The organism is Kitasatospora sp. NPDC058444 (assembly GCF_042721415.1).
Taxonomy (GTDB): domain Bacteria; phylum Actinomycetota; class Actinomycetes; order Streptomycetales; family Streptomycetaceae; genus Kitasatospora.
In genome coordinates this window covers 35,027-47,527 of the sequence record NZ_JBHXLL010000025.1, presented here as the reverse complement: position 1 = coordinate 47,527, position 12,501 = coordinate 35,027, and the positions used below count along the sequence as shown (strand labels likewise).

The 12,501-nt window shown below is 72.5% G+C and carries 19 protein-coding genes and 2 pseudogenes; 9 read left to right on the top strand and 12 right to left on the bottom strand.

Going from position 1 to position 12,501, the window contains the following annotated elements; all coding sequences use genetic code 11:
* The first annotated feature begins 10 nt into the window (after positions 1–10).
* The 4 genes from ACFWP2_RS24660 (at position 11) to ACFWP2_RS24645 (ending at position 2,420) form a co-directional block, all read left to right on the top strand.
* Positions 11–244 carry a ferredoxin gene (locus ACFWP2_RS24660; RefSeq protein ID WP_380454968.1) on the top strand — a complete coding sequence of 78 codons (234 nt, stop codon included), beginning with the start codon at positions 11–13 and terminating at the stop codon, positions 242–244.
* A 133-nt stretch (positions 245–377) separates the two neighbouring features.
* Positions 378–1,589, top strand: a complete 1,212-nt coding sequence (locus tag ACFWP2_RS24655) for a cytochrome P450 (RefSeq protein ID WP_380454966.1) — start codon at positions 378–380, stop codon at positions 1,587–1,589.
* Positions 1,590–1,813: 224 nt separating this feature from the next.
* Positions 1,814–1,978 carry a hypothetical protein gene (locus ACFWP2_RS24650; RefSeq protein ID WP_380454964.1) on the top strand — a complete coding sequence of 55 codons (165 nt, stop codon included), beginning with the start codon at positions 1,814–1,816 and terminating at the stop codon, positions 1,976–1,978.
* 103 nt (positions 1,979–2,081) lie between these two features.
* Positions 2,082–2,420, top strand: coding sequence for a hypothetical protein (locus ACFWP2_RS24645; RefSeq protein WP_380454962.1), 339 nt, complete (start codon positions 2,082–2,084; stop codon positions 2,418–2,420).
* A gap of 87 nt (positions 2,421–2,507) precedes the next feature.
* On the opposite strand, the gene ACFWP2_RS24640 is transcribed toward ACFWP2_RS24645, so the two are convergent.
* The 4 genes from ACFWP2_RS24640 to ACFWP2_RS24625 all read right to left on the bottom strand — a co-directional run bounded on the left by ACFWP2_RS24640 (position 2,508) and on the right by ACFWP2_RS24625 (position 4,275).
* Entirely contained in the window at positions 2,508–3,368 is an 861-nt protein-coding gene (locus tag ACFWP2_RS24640; RefSeq protein WP_380454960.1) for a hypothetical protein, read from the bottom strand.
* A gap of 46 nt (positions 3,369–3,414) precedes the next feature.
* Entirely contained in the window at positions 3,415–3,699 is a 285-nt protein-coding gene (locus ACFWP2_RS24635; RefSeq protein WP_380454958.1) for a DUF427 domain-containing protein, read from the bottom strand.
* A 78-nt stretch (positions 3,700–3,777) separates the two neighbouring features.
* Positions 3,778–4,014 carry a DUF6296 family protein gene (locus tag ACFWP2_RS24630; protein WP_380454956.1) on the bottom strand — a complete coding sequence of 79 codons (237 nt, stop codon included), beginning with the start codon at positions 4,012–4,014 and terminating at the stop codon, positions 3,778–3,780.
* Positions 4,015–4,029: 15 nt separating this feature from the next.
* Positions 4,030–4,275 carry a DUF2277 domain-containing protein gene (locus ACFWP2_RS24625; RefSeq protein ID WP_380454954.1) on the bottom strand — a complete coding sequence of 82 codons (246 nt, stop codon included), beginning with the start codon at positions 4,273–4,275 and terminating at the stop codon, positions 4,030–4,032.
* A gap of 229 nt (positions 4,276–4,504) precedes the next feature.
* On the opposite strand from ACFWP2_RS24625, the gene ACFWP2_RS24620 reads away from it, so the two are divergent.
* A complete protein-coding gene (locus ACFWP2_RS24620) occupies positions 4,505–5,728 on the top strand; it encodes an MFS transporter (RefSeq protein WP_380454952.1) in 1,224 nt (407 codons plus the stop codon).
* A gap of 4 nt (positions 5,729–5,732) precedes the next feature.
* Here the strand turns inward: ACFWP2_RS24620 and ACFWP2_RS24615 are convergent, their stop codons facing one another.
* The 4 genes and pseudogenes from ACFWP2_RS24615 to ACFWP2_RS24600 form a co-directional block, all read right to left on the bottom strand.
* Positions 5,733–6,260 carry a gamma carbonic anhydrase family protein gene (locus tag ACFWP2_RS24615; protein ID WP_380454950.1) on the bottom strand — a complete coding sequence of 176 codons (528 nt, stop codon included), beginning with the start codon at positions 6,258–6,260 and terminating at the stop codon, positions 5,733–5,735.
* A gap of 57 nt (positions 6,261–6,317) precedes the next feature.
* On the bottom strand, positions 6,318–7,652 hold the full coding sequence (locus ACFWP2_RS24610) for a serine hydrolase domain-containing protein (protein WP_380454948.1): 1,335 nt from the start codon (positions 7,650–7,652) through the stop codon (positions 6,318–6,320).
* Between the two features lie 188 nt (positions 7,653–7,840).
* Positions 7,841–8,083: pseudogene (locus ACFWP2_RS24605) on the bottom strand (DJ-1/PfpI family protein); the annotation flags it as partial.
* 4 nt (positions 8,084–8,087) lie between these two features.
* Positions 8,088–8,321: pseudogene (locus ACFWP2_RS24600) on the bottom strand (SAM-dependent methyltransferase); the annotation flags it as partial.
* 32 nt (positions 8,322–8,353) lie between these two features.
* Between ACFWP2_RS24600 and ACFWP2_RS24595 the strand changes: the two are divergent.
* Positions 8,354–8,593, top strand: a complete 240-nt coding sequence (locus tag ACFWP2_RS24595) for a DUF6296 family protein (RefSeq protein WP_380454946.1) — start codon at positions 8,354–8,356, stop codon at positions 8,591–8,593.
* Positions 8,594–8,764: 171 nt separating this feature from the next.
* On the opposite strand, the gene ACFWP2_RS24590 is transcribed toward ACFWP2_RS24595, so the two are convergent.
* Both ACFWP2_RS24590 and ACFWP2_RS24585 read right to left on the bottom strand, forming a co-directional pair.
* A complete protein-coding gene (locus ACFWP2_RS24590; RefSeq protein WP_380454944.1) occupies positions 8,765–9,169 on the bottom strand; it encodes a RidA family protein in 405 nt (134 codons plus the stop codon).
* 418 nt (positions 9,170–9,587) lie between these two features.
* Positions 9,588–10,154, bottom strand: coding sequence for a hypothetical protein (locus ACFWP2_RS24585; protein ID WP_380454942.1), 567 nt, complete (start codon positions 10,152–10,154; stop codon positions 9,588–9,590).
* Between the two features lie 15 nt (positions 10,155–10,169).
* Between ACFWP2_RS24585 and ACFWP2_RS24580 the strand changes: the two genes are divergently transcribed.
* Positions 10,170–10,535, top strand: a complete 366-nt coding sequence (locus ACFWP2_RS24580) for a hypothetical protein (RefSeq protein ID WP_380454940.1) — start codon at positions 10,170–10,172, stop codon at positions 10,533–10,535.
* Here the strand turns inward: ACFWP2_RS24580 and ACFWP2_RS24575 are convergent.
* Entirely contained in the window at positions 10,532–10,720 is a 189-nt protein-coding gene (locus ACFWP2_RS24575; RefSeq protein ID WP_380454938.1) for a DUF4177 domain-containing protein, read from the bottom strand. The two genes, ACFWP2_RS24580 and ACFWP2_RS24575, sit on opposite strands and share 4 nt — an antisense overlap.
* A gap of 140 nt (positions 10,721–10,860) precedes the next feature.
* Here ACFWP2_RS24575 and ACFWP2_RS24570 point away from each other — a divergent pair, with 140 nt between their 5' ends.
* Positions 10,861–11,343: a hypothetical protein gene (locus ACFWP2_RS24570; RefSeq protein WP_380454936.1), complete on the top strand. Its 483-nt coding sequence runs from the start codon at positions 10,861–10,863 to the stop codon at positions 11,341–11,343.
* A gap of 58 nt (positions 11,344–11,401) precedes the next feature.
* Positions 11,402–11,605 carry a hypothetical protein gene (locus ACFWP2_RS24565; protein WP_380454934.1) on the top strand — a complete coding sequence of 68 codons (204 nt, stop codon included), beginning with the start codon at positions 11,402–11,404 and terminating at the stop codon, positions 11,603–11,605.
* A gap of 233 nt (positions 11,606–11,838) precedes the next feature.
* Here ACFWP2_RS24565 and ACFWP2_RS24560 read toward each other — a convergent pair whose 3' ends face one another.
* Positions 11,839–12,405, bottom strand: a complete 567-nt coding sequence (locus ACFWP2_RS24560; protein ID WP_380454932.1) for a DJ-1/PfpI family protein — start codon at positions 12,403–12,405, stop codon at positions 11,839–11,841.
* Positions 12,406–12,501 lie beyond the last annotated feature (96 nt).

Sequence of the window (12,501 nt, the reverse complement as noted above, 5' to 3'; positions counted from 1 at the left end):
GGTGCCCACCATGAGGGTGAGTGTCGACCGGGACCGCTGCTGCAGCTCCGGGCTGTGTGTCATGAACGTCCCCGAGGTCTTCGATCAGGACGACGACGACAGTCTGGTGAGACTCCGTCAGATCTCCTTCCGGCCCGATCAGTTCGCCGACCTCAGGCTGGCCGCCCAGCTCTGCCCGGGCGGTGCGATCACCGTGGTCGAGGACGAGCCGGCGGAGGCCGAGGCCATCGCGGTCGACGGCTGATCCCCGCCCGTCCGGGCCGACCGCTCCCCCGGCGAGAGCCCGCGGCCGCACGCACCACACACGACCGCGCACGACGAACGTCCGACCAGCACACCCCCACCGGTGAACCATCGCGACGCAAGGAGATCCCGCCTTGACTAGCTCCTCCACCGCTCCCGGCATCGCCCTCCCGGCCCGCCACTCGGCCGGCTGCCCGTACGGCCCGCCCCCCGCGTACACCGAGGCCGCCGCCACCTCCCGCCTGACCCGCGCCACCATGCCCGGGGGCGAGTCCGTCTGGCTCGTCACCGGCTACGCCGAGGTCCGCGCCATCCTGTCCGACCGCCGGTTCAGCTCCGACGTGCGCCACCCGGCCTTCCCGCTGCTGATCGCCGGCGGCCGGGACCGGATCACCGAGAACCCGAGCTTCCTGAACCTCGACGACCCCGAGCACAACCGGCTGCGCCGCATGGTCACCGGGGACTTCCTGGTCAAGCGGATCGAGGCGATGCGCCCGGACATCCAGCGGATCACGGACGAGACGCTGGACACGATGACCGGAGGCCGCACCGAGGCCGACCTGGTCGCCGACTTCGCGCTGCCCATCCCCTCGCTGGTGATCTGCCTGCTGCTCGGCGTCCCGTACGAGGACCACGAGTTCTTCCAGCGCGTCAGCCGGACGCTGCTCACCCAGAGCAGCTCGCCCGAGCTGCTCCTGGACGCCCGGGACGAGATGCTGGAGTACCTGAAGGAGCTGACGGCCCGCAAGCGCAAGGAGCCGCAGGACGACATCCTCAGCCGTCTCGCCGTCCGCGACGACCTCACCACGCAGGAGATCGCCAGCACCGGCTTCCTGCTCCTGGTCGGCGGGCACGAGACGACCGCGAACATGATCTCGCTCTCCACCGCCCTGCTGCTGGAGCAGCCGGAGCAGATCAGCAGGCTGGCCGACCCGGCCGCGCTGCCCGGCGCGGTGGAGGAACTGCTGCGCCACCTCACCATCATCCACACCGGGGTGGCCCGGGTGGCGCTGGAGGACGTGGAGCTGGGCGGCACGACGATCCGGGCCGGGGAGGGCGTGATGGCGATGCTCTCCACCGCCAACCGGGACGAGGAGGTGTTCGGCGGCGCCGGCCGGCCGATCGACGAGCTGGACCTGGACCGGGACGCCCGGCGGCACCTCGCCTTCGGCTTCGGCGTGCACCAGTGCCTCGGCCAGCCGCTGGCCCGCGCCGAGCTGCAGATCGCGCTGGCCACGCTGTTCCGGCGACTGCCCGGGCTGCGGCCGGCCGTCCCCCACGAGGAGCTGGAGTTCCGCACCGACTCGTTCATCTACGGCATGCGGTCACTGCCCGTCGCCTGGTGACGACCGGGTGAGGCCGGGGTAAGGCCGGGTGAGGCCGGGTCGGGTCCGGGTCAGGTCCGGGTCGGGTCCGCGGAGCGCTGCGGAGCCGCCGGGGAAGCCCGCCGGGTCACCCGACTGGCCCCGGCGCCGGGGCGGAGGCAGGCTGGGAGGGCGAAGAGACACCACCGGCCCTGCCGCGCCCTCGCCCCGGCGCGCCGGGTCCGGCCGAGGAGACGGAGCCCGCGATGACCGACATGAGCGACCGCTCCAAGGTGAGCACCGAGGACGACGAGGACGTCCGCGCCGCGGACCCCGAGGAGGGGGTCCCCTCGATGCAGAACCTGCACGCTCAGGACACCTCCCAGGCGGAGGGCGCCCCCATGCTGGACGAGCCCGGCCAACCCGGCTGACCGTCCGCCGTACCGACTCGACCGCCCGGTGGGACCGGGCGGTCGCCGCGACCGCGGGTGTCGCTGCTCCGGCGGCGGTCCACCCGCGGGGGAGGATAGGCGCATGACCGAACACGACCAAGGAAACCGCCAGGCCCGGCCGCCCGCGGACCCGCGCACGTCGTGGGCGACCTGGACCACTCAATCGATCATCAGCGGCCCCGGTGGGGTCACCACCGCCGAGGTCGGCCCGATCTCCGGCGACCTCACCGTGCACACCACCTGGGTGGACGGCGAGGCGAGGCTGACCGTCCAGTACTCCGGCGCGCTGGACTGGTACACGGTCGTCGGCAGCCCCGTGCCGGCGGGCGACGAGAGCACCGCGCGGGCGATCCACCAGGCGATGGTGAACGGCGTCAAGGCCGGCCGGGGCGCGGGTGCCCCGGCACCGCCGAAGCTCTAGGAACCCCCGGGAAGCCCGGCGGGTGGCGGGACGGCGGCGCGGCCCGGGACCGGCTCCCGGGCGCGCCGCCGCTGCTCCCCACGACGGCTACGGGGTCGGCGCGCCCTTCGGCGTCAGCGCGGCCGCGACCCAGTAACCGCCGTCCGCCGGGCGGCGCTCGCGCAGGTCCCGCCGCACCTCGTCGGCCAGCCGGCGGGTGTCGCGGCGGTTCATGGTCGCGCCGATGCCGGCCCCGACCAGTAGCGGCATCACCGCCGGAAGGTGCCGCAGCGAGCTGCGGGTCAGCCGCCGGCGGACCTGCTGGCGCACCTCCGCGCTGATCGCCAGCGCGGCGAAGCCGGCGGGCCGCACCAGCAGGCTCGCGTCGATCCCGCGGCGGTTGGCCCAGGCACCGAGGTAGGCACCGGCCCGATGGGTGGCGGTGCCCTGCGCCGGGGTGCCGTAGACCTCGTGCAGCTCGGCGATCAGCTTGACCTCCACGGCGGCCACCGCGAGCGTCTCGGCGGCGATCTCCAGCGGCATCGCGGGCGGCACCGGCAGCATCGCCACGGCGCCGACGCCCGCGCCGAGTGCGCTGGAGGCCCGGACGGCGCCGGTGACCAGCAGGTCGGCCAGCTGCTCCGGGAAGGCCGCCTCCGGGTGCTGCGCCCGCAGGGTGGCGAGGTCGCGCACCGGGATCCGGGGCGCGGTCCGCACCAGCTGTTCGGTCAGCGCCTTGCCGCCGTACACCGCGCCCCTGGCCGTTCCGCTGGCGGCTGCCCGGCCGCGGCGGCCGAGCAGCCGGGCGGTGTGCAGCACCACGGCCCGGCCGCGGCCGCGCTGCTTCGCCGCGTACTCGGCGACCGGGCCGACGGGCTGCTCGGACTCCTCGACCAGTTCGGCGAGCTGCTCGCTCAGGTCGGGCTCGGCGGTCGGCCGGGAGCGGCCCGGCCTGCGGAAGACTGCCATGGGAATCCGGTGCCCCTTTCGCGACGACGGCACGGCCCGGGACGGCCTACTCGGCGACCTCCACCCCCCGCCAGAAGGCCACCCGGCCGCGCACGTGCTCGGCCTCGGGTTCCGGGTCGGCGTAGAACCAGGCGGCGTCCGGGTTGGACCGCCCGTCCACCTCCAGGGTGTAGTAGCCGGCGGTGCCCTTCCAGCTGCACACCGTGGTGCTGTCCGAGGGGCGCAGGTACTCGGCGCGCACCGCCTCGACCGGGAAGTAGTGGTTGCCCTCGACGACGACGGTGTCCGCACTCTCGGCGATCACGACGCCCTGCCAACTCGCTGTGGTCATACGGCGATTGTGCCCGACGGCGGGCGGTCTCGCCCATGGTTCCCGGTGTCGGCCGACGACGGCCGGGCCCGGGCACGGTCAGGGCAGCGGGTGGGCGTGCACCGGCACGTGCGGACTCTGGTGGCCGCCGCTGGCGAGCATCCGAACCTCGCCGGCGTCGCTGATCTCGGCCCGGACGATGCCGCTCTCGTCCTCGTACACCGGATGGCCACCCGGCCCTCGCGCGTCGGTGCGGGTGACCACCACGACGTCCTGCGGGGCCTGGGTGCCCGGGGTTCCGGGGAAGGTGAGGGCGTAGCGCTCGGCGGGTTCCATCACACCAGCTCCTGCCTACCCGGCGGCCTCGGCCGGCACGGCGACCGGCACGTGCGAGCCGCGCACCTCCAGCTCCGCGAGCAGCCGGGCGGTGGCCTCCGCGACCGCCTCCACCGCCCGGTCGAAGGCCTCCCGGTTGTGCGCCGCGGGGGCGCGGAACCCGGACACCTTGCGGACGTACTGGAGCGCGGCGGCGTGGAAGTCCTCCTCGCCGGCGTCGGGCGTGACGGGGGGTCGCAGCGTCTTGATGTTGCGGCACATGCTCCCAGTCTCGCGCGCGGGAGCCGTGTCGGCGACCCCCTTTCGTCACACGCGCCTCACGGCGCCGTCATCCGTCCGGATTAGGATGCCCGACGAACGAATTCGTCCCACCTTCGTCCGTTTCATCCTGCCCATCCAGTTCATCGTGCTCATCCAGTTCATCCCGCCCGTCCAGTTCATCCCGCCGCGCGCTTCCCCGGTCCGTCGGCATCACTCCGGAGTCACCCCCTTGCCTCTCGCGCTGTTCGCGCTGGCCGTCACCGCGTTCGCCATCGGAACCACCGAATTCGCCGCCATGGGGCTGCTCCCCCAGGTCGCCGACAGTCTCCACGTCTCCATCCCGCAGGCGGGCTGGCTGATCTCGGCGTACGCGCTGGGGGTGGTGGTCGGCGCGCCGCTGCTGACCGCGCTGGCCTCCGGGCGGCCGCGCAAGGCGGTGCTGGTGGCGCTGGCCGGGCTGTTCGCGGCCGGCAACCTGCTGTGCGCGGTGGCGCCGGACTTCTGGACGCTGGCCGCCGCCCGACTGATCACCGGACTGCCGCACGGCGCCTTCTTCGGAGCGGGCGCGGTGGCGGCGGCCGAACTGGTCGCGCCGGACCGGCGGGCCCGGGCGGTGGCCGTGATGTTCTCCGGACTGACCGTCGCCAACATCGTCGGCGTGCCGGCCGCGACCCTGCTCGGCCAGCACCTGGGCTGGCGGGCGACCATGCTGGTGGTCGTGCTGATCGCGGCCGCCGGGACGGTCGCCATCGCCCGGCTGGTGCCCGCGCTGCCCTCCCCCGGCCAGTCCGGGCTCCGGCACGAGCTGCGGGCCTTCCGCAGCGGACAGCTCTGGCTGGCGCTGGCCACCGTGGTGTTCGGCTGCGGCGGCTTCTTCGCCTGCTACAGCTACATCACCCCGCTGCTCACCAACGTCTCCGGGTACGCCACCGGCTCGGTGACCCTGGTGCTGGCGCTGTTCGGGGTCGGCATGACGATCGGCAACGTGCTGGGCGGGTTCGCCGCCGACCGGGCGCTGCGCCCCACCGTGTGCGCGGCCTTCGTACTGCTCTCCGCCACCCTGGCGTTGTTCGCGGTGACCGCGCACGCCCGCTGGTCGGCGGCGGTCACCGTGGTGCTGATCGGGCTGTTCGGCTTCGCGATCGTGCCGGCCGTGCAGACCCTGGTGCTGCAGAAGGCGCGCAGCGCGCCGACCCTCGCCTCGGCGACCGTCCAGGGCGCCTTCAACCTGGCCAACGCCCAGGGCGCGTACTTCGGCGGGCTGGCGCTGGACGCCGGGTTCGGCTGGACCGCGCCGACGCTGGTCGGCGCGGTCCTGGCCGCCACGGGGACGGTGATCGCGGTGCTCGCCTGGGTGGTCGACCGGCGCCGGCCCGCCCCGGTGGCGACGGAACCGATGGCCCCGGAGCCGGTGGCAACGGAACGGGCCGCGACCGCGATGGCCACCGCCTAGCTAGCTAGACGGGCTCTATCTCCCGGTGGGCGTCGGCGAGCAGCTGGTAGCCGGAGCCGTTGGACGTGATGCCCGCCTTCTCGTCCTCGGTCAGCTCGCGGCGGACCTTGGCCGGGACGCCGGCGACCAGCGAGCCGGGCGGCACGACCATGCCCTGCGGCACCACCGCGCCGGCCGCGACCAGCGAGCCGGTGCCGATCCGGGCGCCGTTGAGGACGGTGGCGTTCATGCCCACCAGGACGTCGTCCTCGACGGTGCAGCCGTGCAGCACGGCGTTGTGGCCGACCGAGATCCGCTCGCCGACCACCAGCGGGAAGCCGGGGTCGGCGTGCAGGGTGCAGTTGTCCTGGATGTTGCTGCCCGCGCCGACGCTGATCGACTCGGCGTCGCCGCGCAGCACCGCGCCGTACCAGACACTGGCGCCGGCGGCGACGGTCACGTCCCCGACCACGACGGCGTTCGGCGCGACGAAGGCGCCCGGGTCGACGGCGGGCACCCTGCCCCCGACTGCGGCGATCAGCGGCTCTGCCATGTCTCGTCCTCCTGGTGACGGTGGGCCGTTGGCTCGCCGGTCAGCGTAGGGGGTCGGTCACGGCGCCGTGCGGGCGAGGTCGGGTGCGGCGGTTCCCGGTCGGGGTCCGCAGAGGGCGGTGACGGTCACCCTGTCCCAGGCCGCCCGGGCGGCGGCCTCGTCCGGGATGTCGTAGACGGTGGTGTCGGCGGCGTACTGCCGTGCCCCGTCCGGGGAGGACAGCATCATGGTGCTGTAGCCGGGAATGCCGCCGGCGTGGCCCCAGAAGGGGCCGCACGGGGTGTCCAGGCGCTGGAGGCCGAGGCCGTAGCTCCGGCCCTCGCCGTGGGTGGTGGTCTCCTTCATCGCGGCGAGTTCGGCGGGGCGCAGCAGCCGGCCGCCGAGCAGGGCACGGAGGAAGGCGGTGGCGTCGCCGGTGGTGGAGATCATGCCGCCGGAGGGCCCGGCCATGGAGGGGTTGAGTTCGGTGACGTCGACCGGGCCGGTGTCCAGCTTGAAGTAGCCGTGGGCGTGCGGGCCGGGGATGAACGGGAGGTCGCGGGGTGCGAAGGTGCCGGTGAGGTGGAGCGGGACGATGATCCGGCGGGTGACCTCGTCGGTCCAGGCGTGGCCGGTGAGCTTCTCGATGATCATCGCGACCAGGATGTAGTTGGTGTTGGAGTACCGCCAGTCCTGCCCCGGGGCGAAGTCGGGCGGGTACCTGTTCGCGATGTCCACGAGGTCCCGCAGGCCGTACGACCGGTAACGGCGGGTGGTCAGCCAGTCCTGCTCGTAGAACTCGAAGGCCGGGTCCCTGGTGTAGTTGGCGACGCCGCTGGTGTGGTCGAGCAGCTGGCGGACGGTGATCGCGGTGCTGTTCGGCACGACGCCGGGCAGCAGGCACTCCAGCCGGTCGTCCAGGTCCAGCCGGCCCTCGCCGACCAGTTGGAGCAGGGTGGTGGCGACGAAGGTCTTGGTGGCGCTGCCGATCCGGAACCGGCCCCGGGCGTCGGCGGGTTCCCCGGTGGCGAGGTCGGCGACGCCGGTGGCGTTGCGCCAGACCAGGCGGCCGTTCTCGCGGACGGCGGCGAGGGCCGAGGTCGAGTAGCCGGTGTCGGTCATCCCGGCCAGGGCGGCGTCGGCGGCCGCCCAGTCGGCCGGGCGGGTGGCAGCGGCGCCGTCGCCGGTCGGGGAACCGTCGCCGGTCGGGGCGTCGTCGCCGGGCGGGGCGCCGGTGGCCGGGAGGTGGATCGCGCCGTGGCAGCCGGCGGCCGACGGGCGTTCGGCGGGCCGGGCGACGGCGGCCGGGGCGGCGAGCGTGGCGAGCAGGCCCGCGCCGAGGGTGGCCGCGACGGCGGCGCGCAGGGCCGGCCGGCGGCGTGCGGGGGTCGGGGCGGTGCGGTCGACGGTCATGCTGTCCTCCTGGTCCGGGGCCGGCGGAGATCGTCAACTCCCCTGCACTCCCGGTCACTTGACACCATGGCCGAAACCGCCCGCGCGGTCGTCCCCCTCCGGGCGGGCGGTGGACCCCTACGGATCCCGGAGCCGTACCCCGAGACGGCTCGGGGTACGGCTCCCGCGGCGGGGGCCCGGTGCGCCGGTCAGCCCAGTGGCGCCTTGGTGCGCAGGACCTCGACGAAAGCGCGCAGCCACCCCGGGTGGTCGGGCCAGGCGCGGGCCGAGACGACCGTGCCGTCCACCGCGGCCTCGCCGTCCACGAACTCGGCACCCGCCGCCTTGACGTCCGGGGCCAGCGCCGGGTAGGCGGCGGTGCGGCGGCCGTCGAGCACGCCGGCGGCGGCGGTGATCAGCGGGCCGTGGCAGATCTGGGCGACAGGCTTGTCCTCGGTCTACGCCGGCGACCTTCACACCTTGCCCGGCCAGCGTGGCCAGCGCGCGGCCGGTGCCGCATCCGATCTCCAGTGCGCTGGTCGGTGACCCGAGCAGCTCGGGACCGGGCCCGTGGTCGGCGTACTGGGTCCAGCGGAAGAGCGGCCCGGCGTCGAAGACGTCGTCCTTGATGCCGGCCGCGTACGTGTCCCAGAGTTCGCGCTCGGATTCGATGTTGTGCTGCGCAGGCAACGGACTTCCCTTGCAGAGGAGTTGGCAGGCGGGTGCCCCTGCCCCGAGGAGACGAGGCAGGGGCACCCTATGGCCCGGTCAGCGGCTGTCAAGCTCCGCCGGAGGTCATCGTCGTCCATGCCACCGGCGAAACCACCCGGGATGGCCAGCCGGTGTTCGCTGACGCGGCCGGCACATTCCGGGTCGAGATCGTTGCCGACATCGCCCGCCCGCTCGCCACCATCGCCGGTCCCGGCTGCCATACGATTCTGCGCGCCCTGCCCCTGCCCTGACCGCGTGCGCCCCCCCTGATGCCCACCGTCGCCGGAGCCAGCTTGAGTGGCCGGCTCCGGCGACATGGGGACGACATGAGCGCGCAGGGAAGCGGGCATGCTTGAAGCAGACAGCTTTCCTCAAGGAGAAAGCTGATCACGCGCCAACACGCCCAATTCCTTTGCTGGCTTTTACGACTCAACATCCAGACGGACGAGCGCGGCGATCTCCACGAGCTGATCGGGCAGCGCCAAGTCGGAAATCCCCATGATCGTGCTGGCGGGACGATGCTTTCCGAAGTACTCCGCGTGGAGGCGTGCGGCCGATTCGAAGTTCTCCCGCAGGTTCCTCACAAGCACAGTGGTCTCCACTACCTGACCGCGCTCGGCCCCGAACTGATCCAGCACCAGGTCCAGGTTCTCCAGCGCGGTTTGGAACTGCAACTCGAAGTCGCCCGTCCCGATGAAGTTGCCGAGACGGTCATGAGACAGCTGACCTGACACGTAGACCGTTTCACCGACCTGGATGGCCTGGCTGTACCCGTACAACGATTCCCATGGCATACCGAAACCGAACTTCTTCGCCTGAGAACTCATGACTCACTCCTTTGAGGCGGTTCGCAGGGCCATCCTTTGCAGAACGACCCCCTCGCCTGGAGAAATTAGCGGCTCGCGCAGGCGTCACTTGTACCGGTGGCGAAGTCAAGGTGTTCTCAGGGTGCACAGGATTGACTTCTTCGCCCGCGCGAACCCCCCACCGCACGACTCTGAGGGCGAAGCCGTGTGGAACGCTCCGGAAGGCGATGGCCACTGGAGTCTCCAACAGTGCCAACCCGTGGTCATGCAGGATGATGGCGGGTAGTACGGCGTAAGGGTCATGTCGTTAGTGTCATTTTTGGTGACACTTCTAAAAAAGATATACACAGCACTCTTACGGTGGGGCTCAATGCCAACCGAGCTCCGTCACCCGGCACTTCGACACCGGCCCCCCGGAGGTGGGGGTGGGGCCTGGTGCCTATGCGGAGCCCCGCACGATGGCCCGGACGTCCTCCCGGTACGCGGCGCCCTGCCGGGCGGCGTAGCCGTCGAGGTAGGGCGCCAGGGCGGCGACCAGGGGTTCGCCGGTGGTCCAGCCGGACCCGCCGGTCAGGGTGGGGGCGGTCCCCTGCACGGGCGGGCACGACTCGTTGAGCGCGCAGTCGCGGCACAGCGGCTCACCGGTCCGGGCGTCCCTGGGGGTCAGCCACTCGTCACAGTCGGAGCAGGCGGTGTATCCCAGGCCTGACAGGGCGTCTTCGACCATGGTCATGGTGATCTCGCCGAGCGACGGACACGACAGCTCGCGGAGCACGTCCTCACCGTCGACGCCGTCCGGCAGGGTGAGGGGTGAGCCCTCGATCTCCTCGACCATGGCGGCGTGTTCCCGCTCGCTGTGGTCCGTCTCGTCCAGCAGGGGGCATCCGGCCAGGCTGTCCGCGATGCGGCGCGCTGCGGCGCCGGCCAGGAACGAATCGGCGTCGTAGATGATGCCTTCGCCACAGGTGTCCCACAGCGTCCCCGGTTCCCCGGCGGCGTCGCCCATGATCCGGTATGCGGCTTGCCAGTTGGACTGTGCGCGGACGGCCTGCCACTCGTGCTGGTGCCACCCTTCCCCGTCCTCCAGGAGGCCGGCCGCGACGCCGTCCGCCTCGCCCTCCAGGGCGACCCTGGGGCGATCGGCTACTTCCGCGCCACCGATGCGAGCCCCTGCTACTTCTGCGTGCTCATGGCCGGCCGAGGCACGGTCTACAAGTCCAAGCGCACGGCCGCGTTCGGCGCGCACCCGCACTGCTACTGCCAGGCCGTCCCGATCTTCTCCCGCCGCTACCAACTCCCCGCCACCAACGACCGGTTCGCCCGGATGCGGCGCGACTTCTGGGGCGGGTCACTGGCGGACTGGCGCACCTACTACGGCAATACCTAGTGAACGGCGCGCTTCAGCAGCACTTCGCGGTGGACAACCTCCGTGGAGTTGCCGATCTTCTCAACGTAGCGGTTCACACTCACCGCCTCCCAGCCCTGCGAGCCCAGAGCGTTCAGCTGTGCAAGATCGACGTTCCAGCCATTCACCCTCACGTCGATGATCTTGTACTCCCAGCTCGCTCCCACAGCTTTCCCTTCGCCCTAGAGGTGGCGTCCTCTGCCGATGGTGGCATGCACACTCGTGGGCGCGCTGGGAGTTTCAGCAAGCTCCTCGGGCACCCCGCACTGCCCAATTGGCATACCCAACACCAGAATCCAGGAGAGACGTGCCCGAGACCCCGATCCCGGCCGAGGCGATTCCTGGCGGCGTGATGAACCCGGCCACCCCGCCGGCCACCCCCGAGCCCGTGCCCGAGGCTCCGGAGGGCGGCGAGCAGACCCCGGCCACCCCGACGCCGACCGAGCCGGACTACAAGGTGCTGTACGAGAAGATCCAGGCCGACCTGGACACCGCCCGCGAGCGCGGCCAGGAGGCCGGGGTCGAGGCGGACGAGCTGCGCGCCCAGGTCGCCCAGCTCCAGGAGCAGGCCCTTCGGGAGCGCATCGCTGCCGAGTACGCGCTGCCGCCGGTCCTCGCCGCCCTGGTCCAGGGCTCCGACGAGGCCGCCGTCCGTGCGCATGCCGAGCAGCTGGCCACCGTCGCCGCCCCGAAGCCCGTGCTGGGCGCGGGCGGGCTGACCCCGCACTCCGAGCCCGACCCGTACAAGGGCCTGGCCGAGAAGCTGCGCCGCCGCCGTTACGGCATCTGACCCCGAGCTGGGCGGGTGTGCTTATCGAGGCGATTTCGGCGAAGGGTGGGTCACGCCGATGATCGCCGGGCACGGCGAGCGCCGTCGCACGGGCCGCCCGCAGTTCGTGAGGGCCGGTGACGCCCGCGACGCCTGGGGCAGCGCCACCGCCCAGGTACCGGCCGGGCCCCCGGTCAACGTCTCCACCATGGTCTCCACGGACAACTCGGACAACAACAACGTCCGGCTCACCACCGCGTGGACGTCCTACGCGTCGACCTGACCGCCGAGGAGATGACCCTCGACTGCGTCGGCGTGTGGGAGTACAACCGCAGGAACACGATCAACCTCGGCTACTCCACCGGCACGGTGCCGCGCGAACAGACCACCATCGCCTGCGAGTCGACACCGCCCGCGCGGTCGTCCCCTTCCGGGCGGGCGGTGGACCCCTACGGATCCCGGAGCCGTACCCCGAGACGGCTCCGGGTACGGCTCCGGCGGCGGCCGGTGTGCCGGTCAGCCCAGTGGCGCCTTGGTGCGCAGGACCTCGACGAAAGCGCGCAGCCACCCCGGGTGGTCGGGCCAGGCGCGGGCCGAGACGACCGTGCCGTCCACCACGGCCTCGCCGTCCACGAACTCGGCACCCGCCGCCTTGACGTCCGGGGCCAGCGCCGGGTAGGCGGCGGTGCGGCGGCCGTCCAGCACGCCGGCGGCGGCGGTGATCAGCGGGCCGTGGCAGATCTGGGCGACGGGCTTGTCCTCGGCGAAGAAGTGCTGCGCGATCCGCTGCACGTCGGGGTCGTTGCGCAGGTACTCGGGGGCGCGGCCGCCCGGGATGACCAGGGCCACGTAGTCGGCCGGGTCGACGTCGGCGAGGGCCACATCGGCGGGCCAGGTGTAGCCGGGCTTCTCGGTGTAGGTGTCGAACCCCTCGACGAAGTCGTGCACCACGAACTGGAGGCGCTTCTTCGTCGGGGCCGCGATGTCGACCTGGTAGCCCTCCTCACGCAGCCGCTGGTACGGGTAGAACACCTCCAGTGACTCGGCGGCGTCCCCGGTGACGAGCAGGATCTTCGATGTCATCGCCGACATCCCTCCATGTGGTCGAGCCTCAGGTCGGGTAGGGGCACCGGGCCGAGGCGGCCGGCCCGGGCCCGGTCCAACCTCCCGTACCAAGGT

Bases quoted from the DNA above. Each gene is read 5' to 3' on its own strand.
- ACFWP2_RS24660 (WP_380454968.1), top strand. From the start codon at position 11: ATGAGGGTGAGTGTCGACCGGGACCGCTGCTGCAGCTCCGGGCTGTGT.
- ACFWP2_RS24625 (WP_380454954.1), bottom strand. From the start codon at position 4,275: ATGTGCCGCAACATCAAGACGCTGCGACCCCCCGTCACGCCCGACGCC.
- ACFWP2_RS24615 (WP_380454950.1), bottom strand. From the start codon at position 6,260: ATGGCAGAGCCGCTGATCGCCGCAGTCGGGGGCAGGGTGCCCGCCGTC.
- ACFWP2_RS24560 (WP_380454932.1), bottom strand. From the start codon at position 12,405: ATGACATCGAAGATCCTGCTCGTCACCGGGGACGCCGCCGAGTCACTG.
- ACFWP2_RS24610 (WP_380454948.1), bottom strand. From the start codon at position 7,652: ATGACCGTCGACCGCACCGCCCCGACCCCCGCACGCCGCCGGCCGGCC.
- ACFWP2_RS24585 (WP_380454942.1), bottom strand. From the start codon at position 10,154: ATGGGCGACGCCGCCGGGGAACCGGGGACGCTGTGGGACACCTGTGGC.
- ACFWP2_RS24630 (WP_380454956.1), bottom strand. From the start codon at position 4,014: ATGGAACCCGCCGAGCGCTACGCCCTCACCTTCCCCGGAACCCCGGGC.
- ACFWP2_RS24645 (WP_380454962.1), top strand. From the start codon at position 2,082: ATGACCGAACACGACCAAGGAAACCGCCAGGCCCGGCCGCCCGCGGAC.
- ACFWP2_RS24565 (WP_380454934.1), top strand. From the start codon at position 11,402: ATGATCGCCGGGCACGGCGAGCGCCGTCGCACGGGCCGCCCGCAGTTC.
- ACFWP2_RS24640 (WP_380454960.1), bottom strand. From the start codon at position 3,368: ATGGCAGTCTTCCGCAGGCCGGGCCGCTCCCGGCCGACCGCCGAGCCC.
- ACFWP2_RS24590 (WP_380454944.1), bottom strand. From the start codon at position 9,169: ATGAGTTCTCAGGCGAAGAAGTTCGGTTTCGGTATGCCATGGGAATCG.
- ACFWP2_RS24635 (WP_380454958.1), bottom strand. From the start codon at position 3,699: ATGACCACAGCGAGTTGGCAGGGCGTCGTGATCGCCGAGAGTGCGGAC.
- ACFWP2_RS24650 (WP_380454964.1), top strand. From the start codon at position 1,814: ATGACCGACATGAGCGACCGCTCCAAGGTGAGCACCGAGGACGACGAG.